At 53.3% G+C, this 15,950-nt stretch carries 17 protein-coding genes and 2 pseudogenes; all 19 read right to left on the bottom strand.

What is annotated here, in order from left to right:
• Window positions 1-15 precede the first annotated feature (15 nt).
• The 19 genes and pseudogenes from ACLM7Z_RS11460 to ACLM7Z_RS11370 all read right to left on the bottom strand — a co-directional run bounded on the left by ACLM7Z_RS11460 (window position 16) and on the right by ACLM7Z_RS11370 (window position 15,923).
• On the bottom strand, window positions 16-762 hold the full coding sequence (locus tag ACLM7Z_RS11460; RefSeq protein ID WP_435645095.1) for a head maturation protease, ClpP-related: 747 nt from the start codon (window positions 760-762) through the stop codon (window positions 16-18).
• Window positions 647-2,020, bottom strand: coding sequence for a phage portal protein (locus ACLM7Z_RS11455; RefSeq protein WP_435645094.1), 1,374 nt, complete (start codon window positions 2,018-2,020; stop codon window positions 647-649). Before ACLM7Z_RS11455 ends, ACLM7Z_RS11460 begins: the two co-directional genes overlap by 116 nt.
• A gap of 18 nt (window positions 2,021-2,038) precedes the next feature.
• A complete protein-coding gene (locus ACLM7Z_RS11450) occupies window positions 2,039-3,640 on the bottom strand; it encodes a terminase large subunit (protein WP_435645093.1) in 1,602 nt (533 codons plus the stop codon).
• A 113-nt stretch (window positions 3,641-3,753) separates the two neighbouring features.
• The gene (locus tag ACLM7Z_RS11445; RefSeq protein ID WP_435645092.1) at window positions 3,754-3,996 is read right to left on the bottom strand and encodes a DUF7678 domain-containing protein; all 243 of its coding nucleotides are present in this window, start codon (window positions 3,994-3,996) and stop codon (window positions 3,754-3,756) included.
• 521 nt (window positions 3,997-4,517) lie between these two features.
• Window positions 4,518-4,955, bottom strand: a complete 438-nt coding sequence (locus tag ACLM7Z_RS11440; RefSeq protein WP_435645091.1) for a DUF7698 family protein — start codon at window positions 4,953-4,955, stop codon at window positions 4,518-4,520.
• 126 nt (window positions 4,956-5,081) lie between these two features.
• Window positions 5,082-5,300: a DUF4314 domain-containing protein gene (locus ACLM7Z_RS11435; protein ID WP_435645090.1), complete on the bottom strand. Its 219-nt coding sequence runs from the start codon at window positions 5,298-5,300 to the stop codon at window positions 5,082-5,084.
• Window positions 5,284-6,015: a virulence protein gene (locus tag ACLM7Z_RS11430; RefSeq protein WP_435645089.1), complete on the bottom strand. Its 732-nt coding sequence runs from the start codon at window positions 6,013-6,015 to the stop codon at window positions 5,284-5,286. Before ACLM7Z_RS11430 ends, ACLM7Z_RS11435 begins: the two co-directional genes overlap by 17 nt.
• A 128-nt stretch (window positions 6,016-6,143) precedes the next feature.
• Entirely contained in the window at window positions 6,144-7,388 is a 1,245-nt protein-coding gene (locus tag ACLM7Z_RS11425) for a site-specific DNA-methyltransferase (RefSeq protein ID WP_435645088.1), read from the bottom strand.
• Entirely contained in the window at window positions 7,378-8,553 is a 1,176-nt protein-coding gene (metK, locus tag ACLM7Z_RS11420) for a methionine adenosyltransferase (protein ID WP_435645087.1), read from the bottom strand. Before metK ends, ACLM7Z_RS11425 begins: the two co-directional genes overlap by 11 nt.
• Before the next feature lies 1 nt (window position 8,554).
• Window positions 8,555-9,109, bottom strand: a complete 555-nt coding sequence (locus ACLM7Z_RS11415; protein WP_435645086.1) for a P27 family phage terminase small subunit — start codon at window positions 9,107-9,109, stop codon at window positions 8,555-8,557.
• A 118-nt stretch (window positions 9,110-9,227) separates the two neighbouring features.
• A complete protein-coding gene (locus ACLM7Z_RS11410; RefSeq protein ID WP_435645085.1) occupies window positions 9,228-9,587 on the bottom strand; it encodes an HNH endonuclease in 360 nt (119 codons plus the stop codon).
• A gap of 127 nt (window positions 9,588-9,714) precedes the next feature.
• Window positions 9,715-10,131 carry a hypothetical protein gene (locus ACLM7Z_RS11405; RefSeq protein WP_435645084.1) on the bottom strand — a complete coding sequence of 139 codons (417 nt, stop codon included), beginning with the start codon at window positions 10,129-10,131 and terminating at the stop codon, window positions 9,715-9,717.
• Window positions 10,128-10,955: pseudogene (locus tag ACLM7Z_RS11400) on the bottom strand (ATP-dependent helicase); the annotation flags it as partial. The pseudogene ACLM7Z_RS11400 and the gene ACLM7Z_RS11405, both read right to left, overlap by 4 nt.
• A 14-nt stretch (window positions 10,956-10,969) precedes the next feature.
• The gene (locus tag ACLM7Z_RS11395; RefSeq protein ID WP_435645083.1) at window positions 10,970-11,896 is read right to left on the bottom strand and encodes an IS630 family transposase; all 927 of its coding nucleotides are present in this window, start codon (window positions 11,894-11,896) and stop codon (window positions 10,970-10,972) included.
• Between the two features lie 67 nt (window positions 11,897-11,963).
• Window positions 11,964-12,491 (bottom strand): annotated as a pseudogene (locus ACLM7Z_RS11390) (SNF2-related protein); the annotation flags it as partial.
• Complete coding sequence (locus ACLM7Z_RS11385; protein ID WP_435645082.1) at window positions 12,472-12,753, bottom strand: VRR-NUC domain-containing protein; 282 nt, start codon at window positions 12,751-12,753, stop codon at window positions 12,472-12,474. The gene ACLM7Z_RS11385 and the pseudogene ACLM7Z_RS11390, both read right to left, overlap by 20 nt.
• 140 nt (window positions 12,754-12,893) lie before the next feature.
• Entirely contained in the window at window positions 12,894-15,167 is a 2,274-nt protein-coding gene (locus ACLM7Z_RS11380) for a phage/plasmid primase, P4 family (protein ID WP_435645081.1), read from the bottom strand.
• Window positions 15,167-15,499: a hypothetical protein gene (locus tag ACLM7Z_RS11375; protein ID WP_435645080.1), complete on the bottom strand. Its 333-nt coding sequence runs from the start codon at window positions 15,497-15,499 to the stop codon at window positions 15,167-15,169. The genes ACLM7Z_RS11380 and ACLM7Z_RS11375 overlap by 1 nt, the downstream gene beginning before the upstream one ends.
• A 4-nt stretch (window positions 15,500-15,503) precedes the next feature.
• Window positions 15,504-15,923 carry a DUF7768 domain-containing protein gene (locus tag ACLM7Z_RS11370; protein ID WP_435645079.1) on the bottom strand — a complete coding sequence of 140 codons (420 nt, stop codon included), beginning with the start codon at window positions 15,921-15,923 and terminating at the stop codon, window positions 15,504-15,506.
• Window positions 15,924-15,950: the final 27 nt, after the last annotated feature.

The following is a 15,950-nucleotide window of genomic DNA, read 5'->3' as shown; positions in this document are numbered from 1 at the left end:
AATGAAATACCTCCATTAAATGTGATTTCGGATAAGGTTCAGTCGCTCCATCAGAGTGTCTACGGAGCGTTCGTTTACAGCAGGTTTCTGCTGGATGCGGCATTTGGCAGCCAGCTTGTCCATGAGGGAATTGGTGACGGCAGCGCGGGAGAACAGCATCGGGCCATCGGCCTTGTTCTCCACAGGTGTCTCGCCCGGACGCATCAGGATTTCATCGGCAAAGCCTAAATCGACTGCGGTGTGTGCATCCATCCAAGTCTCAGCGTCCATCATGTGGGACAGCTTGGCACGGCTCATACCGGTCTTAATCTCATAGGCGTTGATGATGGATTCCTTGACCTCGTCCAGCATGGCGATGGCCTTCTGCATCTCAGTAGCGTCGCCCATCGCAACAGTGGCGGGATTATGAATCATCAGCATGGACACCGGAGAGACCATGACCTTGGTACCGGCCATAGCGATGACAGAGGCTGCCGAAGCTGCGATGCCATCGATTTTCACGGTGACGTTGCCCTTGTAATCCATCAGCATGTTGTAAATCTGTGCTGCGGCTACGCAGTCGCCACCGGGACTGTTAATCCATACGGTGATGTCGCCGCTGCCGGAAAGCAGCTCGTCCTTAAAGAGCTTCGGAGTGACATCATCGTCAAACCAGCTCTCTTCGGCGATGGTGCCGTTCAGAAACAGTGTTCTTTCCACCATCGGTTCCTGTGTCTCCTGATTCGTCACCGTCTGATTCTTCCACTTCCAGAACTTCTTCATCGGTTTTTTCCTCCTTTCCTGCAGCGGATGAGGCTGCGAATATACCAGCGTCCTGCAGCTTGGTCATGTTGCCGTTGATGAGGTACAGGTTTCCTCCAAGCTCGTCAGGAATCAGGTCGAGATTTTCAAGCTCGCGGATATCGTTTGCAGACATCCAGCCGTTCTGTCTCGCAGTGGCGTAGCCGTTCATGCGGCTCTGGTAGTCACCACGGAGCAGGCCGTCGACATTGAACTTGATAAAATAAGCAGCCTTCTCGGTCTCCGTGAGAAGTGCGCGGTTCAGGGACTGTTCCCAACGGACAATCCACGGTTCCAGCGTGTACTTCACGAATTCCAGCGATTGCTGCTCGATATTAGAAAAGCTCGACTTTTCCAAGTCACCGACCATGTGAGGAGGCACTCGGAAGATTCGAGCTATTTCATCAATCTGAAATTTTCGGGTCTCCAGAAACTGTGCTTCATTCGGAGAGATGGCAATCGGTGTGTACTTCATGCCTTCCTCCAGCACAGCGACCTTGTGGGCATTGGAGCTGCCGCCGAAGCCTGCGTTCCAGCTCTCACGTATCGCTTCTGGATTTTTTACGGTTCCGGGATATTCGAGGATACCGCTCGGTGTAGCACCGTTCGCAAAGAACTTAGCACCATATTCCTCTGTCGCTATGGACAGGCCTATCGCATTCTTGGCCATCGCAATCGGCGAGTAACCGACGAGACCATCAAAGCCGAGGCCCGGAACATGAAGGACATCGGCAGGCTTTAGGATGACCGTGCCGCTCTTGGCAGTCGGAGCATCGGAATCCTGCATCTGATACTGATAGAACAGATGTCCCTTATCATCGCGGTCAACGGACATACGATTTGGCATCAGCGGGTAGAGCGCTACGACCTGACCTTTTCCATTACGGATTATCTGGGCGTAGGCATTGCCCCACAGGAGCAGATGCGTCATCAGTGTCTCACGGAACACGAAGGAGGTCATCTCCGGATTCGGCTCATCGTGCAGGAGTCGGTAGAGCGGATGCTCCAAGGCCTTCTGCTTACTGCCGGAATCCACATATTGATACAGATGCACCGGAAGGCCAGCGATGGATTCGGACAGGATTCGGACGCAGGCATATACGGCGGTCATCTGCATAGCGGAGCGCTCATTCACGTTCTTGCCGGAATTACTGCCGCCGAACAGGAAGCGATAGCCGCTGCCGTTGGTACTGTTGGTAGGCTTGTCCCTCGAACGGAACAGACCAGAAATGAGACTCATAAAATCACCGTCCTTTCCTTATAAAAACAAGATGCCTCTGTTGTCATACACAGAAGCACCAGCATCATTGCCACAGCGAATCGCTCTGTCCAGCCCCATGATGGTGGCGATGGCACCGTCGATTTTCTCTGTGGATTTTTCTTTGTCAGCTTTGATGTTGCCAGCCGGGTCAGTACGGATGAAGATGTTATCCATCATCCAGCGCAGTACCGGATGTCCACCGTGAGCCAGTTTCTGTTCCAAGGTCAGCTTCATGAGTTCCTTGGTCGGAGGAGACATATCCTTGAAGCCCTGACCGAAAGGCACGACTGTAAAGCCCATGCCCTCCAAGTTCTGAACCATCTGGACAGCTCCCCAGCGGTCGAAAGCAATCTCTCGGATATTGAAGCGTTCGCCCAGCCGCTCGATGAATTTCTCGATATAGCCGTAGTGGACGACGTTTCCTTCGGTCGTCTGCAGGAAGCCTTGTCGTTCCCAGACGTCATACGGTACATGGTCTCGCCGGACTCGCAGGTCGAGCGTATCCTCCGGCACCCAGAAATAAGGAAGGAGGACATATTTGTCATCCTCATCCCGTGGCGGGAACACCAGCACAAAGGCTGTGATATCCGTAGTGGAGGAAAGGTCGAGGCCACCGTAGCAGACACGGCCTTCGAGGTCATCCTCATTTACACGGAAGGAGCAGGCATCCCATTTCTCCATCGGCATCCAGCGCACGGCCTGCTTGACCCATTGGTTCAGACGGAGCTGCCGGAAGGAATTTTCCTCACCAGGATTTTGTTTCGCTGACTCACAGGCAGCTTTGACCTTGTCGATGCCGACCGTGATGCCAAGAGAAGGATTCGCTTTCTTCCAGACCTTCGGGTCAGTCCAGTCGTCCGTTTCATCGGCACCGTAGATGACCGGATAGAAGGTCGGGTCAATCTTGCGGCCCTCCAGAATATCTTTTGCTTTCTGGTGGGTCTCATAGCAGATGCTGTTCGTGTCCGTACCGGCTGTTGTGATAAGGAAGTAGAGCGGCTGCATACGGGCATCACCGGAGCCTTTGGTCATAACATCAAAGAGCTTTCGGTTCGGCTGGGTGTGCAGCTCATCAAAAACGACACCGTGAATATTGAAGCCGTGCTTGGAATAGGCCTCAGCGGACAGCACCTGATAGAAGCTGTTGGTCGGTGTGTAGACGATACGCTTCTGGGAAGCGAGTATCTTCACGCGCCGGTTCAGCGCAGGACACATACGCACCATATCAGCGGCAACATCGAAAACGATGGTCGCCTGCTGGCGGTCAGCTGCGCAGCCATATACTTCAGCTCGTTCCTCCCCATCACCGCAGGTAAGGAGCAGGGCCACGGCAGCAGCGAGTTCGGATTTTCCCATCTTCTTGGGAATCTCCACATAGGCAGTATTGAATTGTCTGTAGCCATTTGGTTTTAAGGTTCCGAACAGGTCACGGATAATCTGTTCCTGCCAGTCGATGAGTTCAAAGGGCTTTCCGGCCCATGTTCCCTTGGTGTGACAGAGGCATTCGATGAAGTTTACGGCGTAATCTGCAGCGGCCTCGTCATAATGGGAATCCTTAGCCTTGAACTTGGTCGGCTTGTATTTCTTCATTTTTCGCACATTCTCACCTCCAAAAGGGCATAAAAAATAGCCGCCACCTGATGGTGCGACTTCTGTAACGAGATACAGGGCCTTGCGGCTCTGCATTCGGGAATATCTGATTCCGGGTCTTCTTAGTTGTAGTTTTCGAGCAGGATGCAGTAGGCCATCTGCGTCGGCAGGTCGTCTGCAGGCTCGATGTCCCAGCCTCTGTCGTAGTTGGCGGTAATCTTGCCGTCAATCTTGATGGTCAGCTTGGAGATGCAGCCTTCGTTGATGCCGTACATGCTGCCTTCCTCATAGGACTTTACCCAGTAGTGGGCAATCTTGTAGCCGCCGTCCTTCATCGGGATGCCAATCGTTCCTTCGTGCCACATGGTCTCGTCCCTCCTTATGCCTCAGCCTTGAGGACGTCCACCAGCCATTCGGCTTCCTTGTGGTACTCGCCGGTTGCCTTTTCAAGGATGCTGCTGTCCTCGTCGATGTAGTGCAGGTGCTTGCCGACCTTCACGAAGCGGGCGTTTTCGTAGCCCTCGATGTCAGTGCGGTAGACCGTTGCCTTGCGGCTCTCGCCGTCGTAGCTCTTACCGTCCCAGCCGTTGAAGGTGAAGCGGATGCTCTCGCGGGTCTTGGTGAAGTGGGCCTCGAAGTCGGCTCAGGTAATCGCGGTGTTGTACACCTTGAGGTCGAATGCGTTTCTCAGCTGGTAAATGTTCATCATGGTAGGTTCCTCCGTTTGTTGTGTTTTCCCTTTCGGTGTACATATATTCGCTCTAAAAGCACATAATAGCAAGTCAATCTGGAGGAATATATCTGACAAATATCTGCCCGGAATACTGTGCATATACGACCAAAAGAGCCAAGCGGCTCAGTTGGTTTTGTGGGCGGGTCTGCAAGTTTACTGGATGCTGAAAAGGTAGGCGTGGGCCTTTTCCTGTTCACCGGTGAAGATGTCCTTGTGGTGGCTGTTGATTTCGATGAGGCCTTCCAAGCGGCATCCGTTCTTCTGGAAGAGCCAAGCAGTCTCTACTGCGCTGCTCCAGCCGGAGGAGAAGGTGAAGTGGTCGATGCCGGTGTCCCTCATGCAGGAAATCAGGCCTTCCACATCCTTGTCCCAAACCACATCGTTGATGTCAAGGTAGGTGTTGCCGCTGTCTCTGGAGATCTCGTATTCTCTCCAGATGCGGCAGGCGATGCCGCCGAGGGCTTCGATTGCGTCGGTAGCTTCATGGTAGATGGCTCTTGCGCGTTCCTTGTCCGCCTCAGTGGTAGCTGTTTCGTAAACTCGGTTGGCTTCCTGAACCTGTGCGTAGGTCTTTTCAAAAATGTTCATCATGGTGTTGTCCTCCTGAAAAAGTGTAGTGTTCCTTTCGGTGTACACATATTCGCTCTAAACGGACACTATATCAAGTGTAATGCGTGTCATATAACCGCCAAATATAGTGCTTGAGAATTGTGTACCTTACAGCTTTTTCACCCGGTCGACACCGTAGATGACGTTCAGGCCGGAGCCGTTATCCCAGCTCACCATGAGGCTGCCGGTATCATCCACGCCGTAGACGGTTCCTTTGGTACCGACCGGAGGAGCCTGAACATCCTCCATCTGGAGAAGCTCCACTCGTGTTCCAGCCGGGTAGGTCTGGCGCAGATATTCGATAATCGCCTTATTCGGAAATCGCATCGTCAGCCACCTCCTTGGTCACTTTCTTCGCACCGGACTTGAAGGCGGCGCTGCCGGTCAGGTTCTTCAGCAGGATTTTGCGGTAGGTCTTGTATTCGTTGCCAATAAAGCCGAGGCGAAGGAGGAAGCAGCGGAAGGCGTACTTCTCATTGTCGGTAGGCTTCTCGGTGGCGGTCACGCGCTTGGCTTCCTTGGCCATCGCGCAAAGGCTGGTGATGAAGTGGATGTAGGCCTGCGTACTATCCGGATCAAGTGTTCCGTGGAACCAAGGGAAAGAAACGCGGTCATCGGTCACTTCAATCGGAAGCTCGTCCGTACCGAGGGCCTTCTTAATGAGGCTCTGCTTGCTGTCCACCAGCTTGCGGAGATTGTCGAGGGCGCTCTCAGTGAAACCATCCAGCGGCATGGAAACTACCAAGCCGTCCAGTTCTTCCTCCGGTGTTGCCTCCTCAGCGGGTTCCTCGTTCAACAGTTCCTCCGGGATGCTCTCAGCCTTGAAGCCTGCAGTCTCGACTGCTTCCAGCACCTTGCGGATGGTATCGACGTCGGTACGCTCGTCTGCGTGGAGTGTGCCTTCCTTGTCGATGGTCAGATTGTCGATGACGAATGCGCAGGTAGGCATGAACTTGTAAACGGCCTTCATGCCGATGACCTCCGAGATGATGCCGACCATTTCTTTGCGGCGGTTTCCGGTTACATTAAATCTGATTTCCATAGTGTAGTCCTCCTAAATGTGTTCCCCTTGGGGTACTACATATATCACTCTAAAGGCACATAATAGCAAGTTGATTCTCGGAATAAACCTACCAAATATGTGCCCGCAGGAGTGTGTAGTTTGGACAATCAGGAGTCGCTTTCCATCTGGGCCATAATCTCTGCGTAAGAGTAGGTCAGGCCATCGCGGATAACAGAAATGCCATCGTCAGAGCCGACCTGCTCAAGGTAGCGCTTCACGATGACATCACAGAATTTTTCATCCAGTTCGATAGTGTGGCAGATGCGGCCCGTCTGTTCACAGGCGATAAGAGTGCTGCCGGAACCGCCGAACGGGTCGAGGACGATGCAGTTGCTCATGCTGGAATTCATGATGGGATAAGCGATGAGAGGGATAGGCTTCATCGTCGGATGGTCGCCATTCTTCTTGGGCTTATCAAATTCCCAGATGGTCGTTTCCTTGCGGCCAGCGTACCACTGGTGCTTGCCGGATTTCTTCCAGCCAAACAGGCAAGGCTCGTGCTGCCACTGATACGGGCTGCGGCCCAGCACCAGCGACTGCTTTTTCCAGATGCAGGTGCCGGAGAGATAGAAACCGGCATCAGAGAAGGCCTTACGGAAATTGAGACCCTCGGTGTCTGCATGGAAGACGTAGATGCTGGCGTCATCTGCCATAGCAGCTTCCATTGCAGTGAAGGCATCCAGAAGGAACTGGTAAAAAGCATCGTTCGCCATGTTATCGTTCTTAATCTTTCCGGCGCTGCCCTGATAGTTCACGTTATAAGGCGGGTCGGTCACGACCAGATTTGCCTTCTTGCCAGCCATCAGGAGTACATAGCTTTCGGCCTTGGTGCTGTCGCCACAGAAAAGGCGGTGAGAACCGAGGCACCACAGGTCACCGGCCTTGGAGAAGGTCGGCTTCTGCAGCTCGGCATCCACATCGAAATCATCATCCTTGACCTTATCCTTGGTGGATTCCTTGAACAGGTCATCCAGCTCAGCAGGCTCGAAGCCGGTCAGGGAGACATCGAAGTCCGCACCCTGCAGGTCTGCGATGAGCAGAGCCAGCTTGTCGTTGTCCCATTCACCGCTGATTTTGTTGAGGGCGATGTTCAGGGCCTTTTCATGCTCCTCGTCCAGAGTGACGACTACGCAATCGACCTCGGTCATGCCCATATCGGTCAGTACCTTCAGACGCTGGTGGCCACCAACGACGCGACCGGTCGTGGCATTCCAGATGACAGGTTCCACATATCCGAACTGCTCGATAGAGCGTTTCAGCTTTTCATATTCCGGGTCACCGGGCTTCAAGTCCTTACGGGGATTGTAGTCCGCAGGCAGAAGCTCGGCGATGTTCTTTTTCTCAATCTGCATATTTCTTCACAGCCTCCTCAAAAGAGATGTCCTCACGGATGCGCAGGCTGCTCTCCCAAGTGCGCAGGCCATTGAAATGTCCGTAGGTGGCGGTGTCCTCATAGCCGGGATTGCGCAGGCACAGCTTTTCGATGATGGCGGCAGGACGCATATTGAAGATGTCCAGACAGGCCTTGCGGATAGCTTCATCCGGATACTTGCCGGTTCCAAAGGTGTCGATGGTAAAAGAAACAGGGTCAGCCTTGCCGATTGCATAAGAGATGCTGACCTCGCATTCCTTCGCCAAGCGGCTGGAGACGATGTTCCTTGCGATATATCTGGCCATGTAGGCACCAGAGCGGTCGACCTTAGTCGGGTCTTTACCGGAAAGAGCGCCACCACCGTGATGTGCGAGACCGCCGTAGGTATCGACCATGAGCTTTCTGCCAGTCAGGCCGGTGTCAGCATCCGGGCCACCCTTCACGAAGCGACCGGAAGGATTGACGAGGATTTCGGTCTCCTTATCGAATGGGAACTTCTCGAATACGGGCCAGAGGATGTTTGATACAATCTCGCTGCGCAGCTGTTCGAGTTCTACACTTTCCTTGTGCTGGATGGAGACCACGATGGTCTTTACACGAGCAGGCTTTCCGTCGTGGTATTCGATGGTGACCTGTGCTTTTCCATCCGGGAGGATGCCGTGGACGAGACCGGACTTGCGGCATTCATCCAGCTTCTTGCAGATGGCATGGGCATAAACGACAGGCAGAGGCATGTATAGATAGCCGCCTTCGTCGATGGCATAGCCATAGACCGTGCCTTGGTCACCGGCACCCAGAGAGGAGTACCAGCTATCATCACCGTTGCGGCTCTCCAAGGAGTAGTTCACTCCGCCAGCGATGTCAGGACTCTGCTTTCGCACATAGACCTGAACGAAGCGCCAGAAGGAGGTCATGCCGACCTTGTCCAGCACACGCCAGACAACGGACTGGATGTTCACCTTCGCAGTGGAGCTAATCTCACCGGCGACGATGATGCGGTGTCCCACGGCCATGACCTCCACAGCAACATGAGCGCCCTTGTCCTTATACAGATAGGCATCGAGGATAGCATCAGCGATTTTATCGCACAGCTTGTCAGGATGCCCTTCGCAGACAGATTCTGCGGTCTTGAAAGTAATATTCATATCAATTTCCTTTCCGTGCCCGTAGCAGTCGCTCCATTGCATCGTCCATTGGAGTAGCGCCGCTGTATTCCGAGGCACAATTTTCTTTTACGATTTGATAGATTTCCATCCAGAGCCTGTTGGTTTGGCTCATGAAGTTCTGGCTCATAGCCACATAGGGCGACTGTATCGCATTTCCGGTGGTCGGATGCTTGGCGAGGAAACCGAACTCGGTGATAGCTTCTTCGCACTGAATCCATCGGGCAACGCTCATGGAGTAGCGTTCCAGCAGCTGCGGTGATACCAGCGAGGCGCATTTGCGCTCCGCCAGCCACTCCCATGTCGCTTGGTAGACATCGGCAGCGACCAGTGTCTTTCCGTCCTTCTGAGTAGCGGATAGCATTTTGGATGGTTTGGGCATCGGCTGACCTTCTAAATCGGCTGCTTTGTTTTCAAAGTCGATGACAGTCAACGTTCTCTTGCCCGGATTTCCCTCAGCAATCTTGTCAGCTAAGGGCTTCTTTTTGGCTCCGGCACCGATGCGAGCGCCGCCACGATTAGTACCGTCCTTAGCCATTTCAAACACCTCCTTGTCTGGGGCCTTATATACCCCGTTTGAAACCGCGATTTTGTGCGCGAGACCCCACGCCCGTTCCCCGGTGGGAAGGCCGTAGAGATTTGACCCGCCCCTGGGGTCAGTGATTGTGCCATCTGTCACCGCGCTCCGCATGGATTCTGGCATGGCACGGCTTGCAGAGGGCAATCAGATTCTCCCGTGCGTGTGTACCGCCTTCGGACAGCGGTTTGATGTGGTGAATCTCCTCCGTCTTGACATAGCGGCCTTCCTTCAGACACAGTTCGCACAGCGGATGGGCGGCGGCATAGCTGTCGCGGATGCGCTTCCAGGCTCGACCATACCGGCGCTTGGTTTCCGGGTCGCGACCATATCTTTCATACCGTTTGGCTTCCAGCTTGGCGTGTTCCTCACAAAATCTGCCGTCTGTCAACTTGGGACAGCCTGGGTAGGAGCAGGGGCGCTTTGGTTTTCTTGGCATCTGTTCACCTCCATCCGGGCATGAGAAAAGCCCCACGGGATTGCTCCCATGAGGCCCGGCCCATGTATCATTTTCGCTTTTCGCTATTGTAATAATATCATAAGAAGCGGCTGTATTACTATGGACGTTACTGTACACCTTCCGGTACAACCACACAGGCCAGCGCCTTTTTGTGGAGCTTGAAGATGTTGTCGATGCCGTAGTTCATGTCTACCGCAATCTGCGCCCAGTGCAGGAAGCAGAGGTAGCGCTTCTCCAGAAGAGTCTGATATTCGGGATTATCCACAGCCTTGACGACCGTCATGATTTCCCGCTTCAGGTCCACCAGCCGGTCGATGTCCCGGTTGATTTCAGCCTGCAGGTCAACAATCTTATCAATGGTATCCGCCATCGGTGAAGTGGAGCGGCTGGGATTATGGGGCATCCCGGAAATGGTCGCTGTACACTTGGTAGCAAGGTCGTTCAATGAGGCGACCTGTTCAATCTTGCTGTCGATCCGCTGGTCCAGCCGGTAGGCCTGGCTCAAATAGTCCTTTGCCGTCATCTCTGCACCTCCAATTCTGCCTTGACTGCATCAATCAGTCCGGACTGTATCTTTTCCTTGCTCTGCAGCGCCTTCAACACCCGGTTGTCGATGGTGCCGTCCGCGATGATGTGGTGAATGACCACCGTGTCCTTCTGGCCCTGTCTCCAGAGGCGAGCGTTGGTCTGCTGGTAAAGCTCCAGCGACCAGGTCAGCCCGAACCAGATGAGAGTGGAGCCGCCTGCCTGCAGATTGAGGCCGTGGCCAGCAGACGCAGGATGAATCACGGCCACCGGGATCTTGCCCGCGTTCCAGTCGCGGATATCTGCAACGGTCTTGATTTCCCGGACGGTGAACCGCTGCTTTATCCGCTCAAGGTCATGCTTGAACCAGTACGCCACCAGAACCGGTTTGCCATTAGCTCCTTCAATCAAATCCTCAAGGGCATCCAGCTTTCGGTCGTGAATGTGGATTTGATTTTTGTCCTCATCGTAAATGGCGCCGTTTGCCATCTGCAGGAGCTTCCCGGACAGAGCCGCGGCATTGGCGACAGAAATATCGGTCTCCGGTAGCTGTAGCACCAGCGTTTGCTTCAGCTCCACATATCGCTCCCGCTCGGAATCAGAGAGCTCCACGGTGTAATTGTTCATCACCAGTTCCGGCATCTTCAGGTGATCACCGGCCTTCATGGAAATCGTAATGTCCGAGATCTGCCTGTATATCTGCTCATCGGCACCGGGCAGAAGACGGTAGGAGTAGATGATCTGGCCGTTTCGCTTGTCCGGCATAAAGTAGGTGTTCCGATACACACCGATGAAGCGTCCCAGGCGCTTGCCCATGTCTATAGCAATCCAACGAATTACTGCACATAGCCACATGAACGAAACCAACCAAAGCAATCGGATTGGCGAATAGTAGAAAATGCCCGCTTAATTGCCTCAGGAAGTTGTGCTGCAATACGTATCTTCTGCTTTCTGAGATTGGCCTTGAGTTTTGACCACATCTTCTCAATTGGATTCAGATCGGGACTGTATGGCGGCAGATACAGATACCGGACGCCGGCCCTATCCAATAGCTCTTTTACAATCTTTGCATGATGAGAACGCATATTATCCATTACAATGATATCTGTTTCAGACAGCGTTGGCAGAAGAGTAGAGCTCAGATATTCCGCAAAACGTTCTGCTGTCGTTCCACCTTGATAGATTGTATATGCAGTCTCTCCGGTAATGCGGACAGAAGACAAAATAGTAGTATTGGCCGGCGTATTGACAGGAGTGCTGTCAATTGCTCGTCTTTCTTTCCGGGCACGGGCATAATGCCTTGTCATATTTGTGTTGACTCCGCTTTCATCAAGAAATACCAGGCTGTTTGCGGCGTTCTCCGGTATAAGCTGCTCCCAATTTTTCCGTTTTTGCTGTACATGGGGACGCTCCTGTTCCGAAGCATGCAGAGACTTCTTTTTATAGACATATCCAAGCTTCAAAATTGTTTTACGTACCGTTTCATCACTTACATGGAGTTGGAGTGTATCAATAATCTCATTAATTGTAATATCCGGCTGTTGCTGGATCAAACAGTCAATATTCTGAATATCTTTCCGGCTCAGAGAAGGTTTGCGTCCACGCAGGGAAGTCCTCGTTTCAACAGAACCGGTCTCTCTCATCCGCTTTACCAAACGGTAGACTGTGCTTGTATTTACACCAAAACATTCTGCTACTTCTTTTGCATTATGCGTTCTATTCCATGCTTCAATCAACAATTTTCTGGCTTCGTTGTGCAACATAATAATCACCTCTTGATTTAATCATAATACCTTTGTCAAGAGAGTGCACTATTTATTTGGATTGCTATAGTAGCTTGAACTCGGCCCACAGGTCCATCAGTCCGTTGGAGGACGGTGTACCGGTCAGGCCGATGATCCGACGGATGCCGGGCCGTACCTTCATCAGAGACTTGAAGCGCTTGGACTGGTGGTTCTTAAAGGACGAGAGCTCGTCGATCACCACGGTATCGAAGTCAAACCGGAAGCCGCTCTGTTCCACCAGCCACTGTACATTTTCGCGGTTGATGATGTAGAGGTCGGCGCTCCGGGAGAGGGCAGCCTTTCGCTCTGCCTCGGTTCCGACTACAACGGAATAGGTCAGCAGCTGCAGATGCTGCCATTTCTCAATTTCCGCAGGCCAGGTATCGCGGGCCACACGCAGCGGCGCGATGACCAGAACGCGGCGGGCCTCAAAGCTGTCAAACAGCAGGTCCATCATGGCGGTGAGAGTGATGCTTGTTTTGCCGAGACCCATATCCAGCAGCACCGCCGCTACCGGATGGGTCTTGATATACTCGATTGCATATCGCTGATAATCATGTGGCTCGTATTTCATCAAGGATGCCTCCAATCTGGCTGATGTCGTCCAGGACATACACGGCGAAGCCAAGCTGCCGCAGCAGTCGGTGTCTGGCTTCCTGCAGAGGGCGTGGCACCTTCCCGGGAGCCTTGACCTCCACGAATCCCATATGTCCACCCGGCAGAAGTACGATCCGATCCGGCATGCCATCAAAGCCCGGGCTCGTGAATTTCGGTGCCAGACCGCCGGACTGCCTGACTGCATCAGCAAGGTGTTTTTCTATGATCTTTTCTCGCATAATTGCCTCCTGCATCAGGTCGTAATAGCCGGAGGGTTAACCTCGTGACACGTCATATCTAAAACTTTTCTTAGGCTTTATTTTTTAGTCCTAAGAGACTTTTTGTATATGACCTTAATCGAGGTTAACCCTCAGCTGTATCAGCTCAGGAAATCCTCGAAATCTCCATCGTCAGCCTTCAGGCGCAGGCCCTTAAAGAACCGCTTGTTCTTCACCTTGACACGCTCGAACCCGGCATTCTCCAGCGCGAAATAGAAATCTGCCGTGCTGCGGATATACTCATTGGTGTCGGTGCAGTAATTGCGATATGCCTGATACAGCGCAGAGGAGCTTTCTCTGTAGCTGCTGTCGGTCTCGCACTTGTCCTCCATGAAGTGACCGAACCAATCGTTCTGGCTGCGGTATTCATCAATGGCCTTCTGCACGCACTCCGGCACCGGGATATGGTAGTCCAGCTCAATGACCTTTTTGGCACCCTCAATGACCCACGCCAGAATGCTTTCACCGGCATTGTCATACAGGAACTCACTGTAATTTTTGATGTCGCTCTTTCCGGTGATTTTGGCATTGAACGGGATCACGATCAGACGACGCCAGATCCCATCATCGGATGCGCTGACGCGAGGCAGATGGTTGGTATACAGCACCAGCGTGTGGCAAGGCTTGAAGGAGAACGGGTCTTTGTACTTCTTTTCCGCAAAAACATCGTCGGTGGAGCAGAGCTGCTTGACGGTGGAATCGTTCAGACGAGCGCCTTCCTGCATCTCCGCTGCAATGAGCAGACGCTTGCCCTTGACCTCAGCCATTTCCGGTTTAATGTTTCGGCGGCACCCAACCGTCAGCGTATCTGCGGAGATGTTGCCGGAGTAGAGCCCCAGCACACGGGAGATCGCATTCCAGAAGGTGGACTTACCGTTGCGGCCATCGCCGTAAGCGATTATCAGAGCCTCCACATATACCTTGCCGATAGCAGCCAGTCCGCAGATCATCTGAACATAGTCGATCAGCTCCTGATTGTTCTGGAAAATGAGATTTAAGCTGTCCAGCCAAATCTTCTGACCCTTCTGGCCCGGAGAAACACTGGTGATTTTGGTGATGAAGTCCTCTGGCGAATGCTCTCTGGCACCGGCCATACCCTTGCGCAGATCATAGGTTGCCTCCGGCGTACACAGGGCAAAGCAGTCAGCATCCAGATCACGCGGCGAAATCTCCAGCATTGGGTGGGATTCCTTCAGCGTGGAAGTGATGTACTTGGAGTCGCGGCGCTTAATCGCAAATGCCTGATATGCCTTTGCCGCCAGAAAATCCTGATAGGCGGCAAGCTGGTCGTCGTTCATCAGCTGCTCAGCCTTGGACTTGGAGGTGCCGTCAAGGATAGTCTGCGCACCACAGTTTTTCATCTTCTCCAGCGCCGCCATCAAGTCATTGCTTGCTTCCTTCATCTGGCGGCGGGTCAGCTCATGGGCAACAGCCTGTGCGCCCGGTTCGCTTTCCTGCCAGTAGTGATCAGAGTAGCGGATAAAGTGGGTGGCCGGAGAGTAGCGCAGCTCCTTGGAGAAATACTTCGCCAGCACCTCGGCCTGTCCGACATCGGAGTAGTCGCCGGGTTTATAGCTGGACGGATCGTTATAGACCTCCGGTGCCACATAGCCCTCCTGCTTGGAGAGCCTTGCATAAAAACGCTGGGCGCTGTGCCAGATGGTGGCAAGCTCGCTATGATCCAGTGGCGGCTGACATTTTGCCGCTTCTTCTAAAAATGCCTGGTACGCCTGATCGCTGTCACCGTATTTCTTGATGACCTTACCGGCGAAGCGGGACATGGTAGCGTTACGGCTTCCTTCCGGGATGACGGAGCTGCCGTATTGACCCTGAGCCATATCCGCATCAAAGATGTCCTCATCGAGATATTCCGTCAGATTCATGCGACCCGGATACAGAGCGACCTCGGCTGCAGCAGTTCCAAAGAAGAAACGAGCAGCATCCAGCGCCTTGGTATCGAAATAAGGAAAGATGGAATTGACCAGCTTCTTCATATCGCTGTAGAGCGTAGCATCGGTGACCTGCTCGATTGGGAACAGGACATGGAACTTCGGTCTTGCAGGTTTGCCGTTCTTCTCGCGATTGTGGAAGCGGCTGTAATGGATGGCGAAGGTCACGCCGGGAAATGCCTGCATGACATCATCGGGAGTGACCCAATCCTCCGGCTTCTCGGAGTGGTCATTGTCGCAGTCTACGGGAAGGCAATCGCTGCCAATGAAATTGTCGCCGTTGCGGTAGCTGTTCTTGTATTCGGCGCAGACGTAGTCGTGGCAGATAGCTGCCTTCAAACTGGCCTCGTCCAAGATGACACGTTTATGCGGATAGGAGCAGTTACCGGGATTACCGGTGACCTCCGCGCTGTAGAGAGTAAACATCAGTCGAATACCTCCTTGGATTCTTCCTCCAGTACCTTGGTGATGAACTTGAGGGCACGGATGGTGGTCTCCAGCTCACAGTCGCCGCCGAGGGAGACTTCAAAACCGGTGCAATCACCAAAGCGGTCTCTCAGGACACGGACATCCATATCTGTGCAGGCTGCGTCCTTGATACTGAAGTAGGTGCGTCCGCCGTGGCCGGTGTCGCCACCCATATAGCCGGTGGTACCAGCTTCCACTTCGAGGATGTTGCAGCTCACCACATCACGGGAGTAGGTAGTGATTTCAGTGCCGTCCTTCAGGCGACGGCGATTTTCCTTGATTCCATACATAGTCTTAGACCTCCTGACATTCTTCGGTGAAGTAGCGCAAGCGGTAGTTCTTCCACTTGGCTCGGTTGATTTCAGCTTGCATCCCGGCAGAGATACGCTTGCCGAACACCCAGACCTCAGAGCACTTGCTCATCAGGGCGTTACCGAAGAACAATCCAAGCTGGCGCTCGTTCGGGTCGGCATCGTTCAAGAACTGCGGGAACAGCAAATGTGGTGCGATGGGGATATATCCGGTATCCACAGCATGGCGGCAATATCGTCTGGCAGCGGCCACATTCTCTTCGATGTCTCCTGCATAGGGAGAGCAGATGTAAACGATGGGCCTGAAAGCACGAAGGGAGCGCTGCTCCTGTTCGATGGTCTGCATAGCGCCGTAGGCTGTTGGGTCGTAATAGCCCTCGCTGTTGTACTTGCTGACACTCATTGCACGATTCCTCCTTTCCGGGCAGAC

The organism is Butyricicoccus porcorum, from assembly GCF_051246315.1.
In the GTDB taxonomy this organism is placed as follows: domain Bacteria; phylum Bacillota; class Clostridia; order Oscillospirales; family Butyricicoccaceae; genus Butyricicoccus_A; species Butyricicoccus_A porcorum.
Note: the sequence above shows the minus strand (reverse complement) of the source record. Positions and strands in the feature narration are given on the sequence as shown.

Excerpts from the sequence above, each read along its gene's own strand:
- ACLM7Z_RS11415 (WP_435645086.1), bottom strand. The coding sequence starts at position 9,109 with ATGGCTAAGGACGGTACTAATCGTGGCGGCGCTCGCATCGGTGCCGGA.
- ACLM7Z_RS11430 (WP_435645089.1), bottom strand. The coding sequence starts at position 6,015 with ATGGAAATCAGATTTAATGTAACCGGAAACCGCCGCAAAGAAATGGTC.
- ACLM7Z_RS11410 (WP_435645085.1), bottom strand. The coding sequence starts at position 9,587 with ATGCCAAGAAAACCAAAGCGCCCCTGCTCCTACCCAGGCTGTCCCAAG.
- ACLM7Z_RS11405 (WP_435645084.1), bottom strand. The coding sequence starts at position 10,131 with ATGACGGCAAAGGACTATTTGAGCCAGGCCTACCGGCTGGACCAGCGG.
- ACLM7Z_RS11455 (WP_435645094.1), bottom strand. The coding sequence starts at position 2,020 with ATGAGTCTCATTTCTGGTCTGTTCCGTTCGAGGGACAAGCCTACCAAC.
- ACLM7Z_RS11445 (WP_435645092.1), bottom strand. The coding sequence starts at position 3,996 with ATGTGGCACGAAGGAACGATTGGCATCCCGATGAAGGACGGCGGCTAC.
- ACLM7Z_RS11440 (WP_435645091.1), bottom strand. The coding sequence starts at position 4,955 with ATGATGAACATTTTTGAAAAGACCTACGCACAGGTTCAGGAAGCCAAC.
- metK (WP_435645087.1), bottom strand. The coding sequence starts at position 8,553 with ATGAATATTACTTTCAAGACCGCAGAATCTGTCTGCGAAGGGCATCCT.
- ACLM7Z_RS11395 (WP_435645083.1), bottom strand. The coding sequence starts at position 11,896 with ATGTTGCACAACGAAGCCAGAAAATTGTTGATTGAAGCATGGAATAGA.
- ACLM7Z_RS11375 (WP_435645080.1), bottom strand. The coding sequence starts at position 15,499 with ATGTATGGAATCAAGGAAAATCGCCGTCGCCTGAAGGACGGCACTGAA.
- ACLM7Z_RS11370 (WP_435645079.1), bottom strand. The coding sequence starts at position 15,923 with ATGAGTGTCAGCAAGTACAACAGCGAGGGCTATTACGACCCAACAGCC.
- ACLM7Z_RS11425 (WP_435645088.1), bottom strand. The coding sequence starts at position 7,388 with ATGCAGATTGAGAAAAAGAACATCGCCGAGCTTCTGCCTGCGGACTAC.
- ACLM7Z_RS11380 (WP_435645081.1), bottom strand. The coding sequence starts at position 15,167 with ATGTTTACTCTCTACAGCGCGGAGGTCACCGGTAATCCCGGTAACTGC.
- ACLM7Z_RS11435 (WP_435645090.1), bottom strand. The coding sequence starts at position 5,300 with ATGCGATTTCCGAATAAGGCGATTATCGAATATCTGCGCCAGACCTAC.
- ACLM7Z_RS11460 (WP_435645095.1), bottom strand. The coding sequence starts at position 762 with ATGAAGAAGTTCTGGAAGTGGAAGAATCAGACGGTGACGAATCAGGAG.
- ACLM7Z_RS11385 (WP_435645082.1), bottom strand. The coding sequence starts at position 12,753 with ATGCGAGAAAAGATCATAGAAAAACACCTTGCTGATGCAGTCAGGCAG.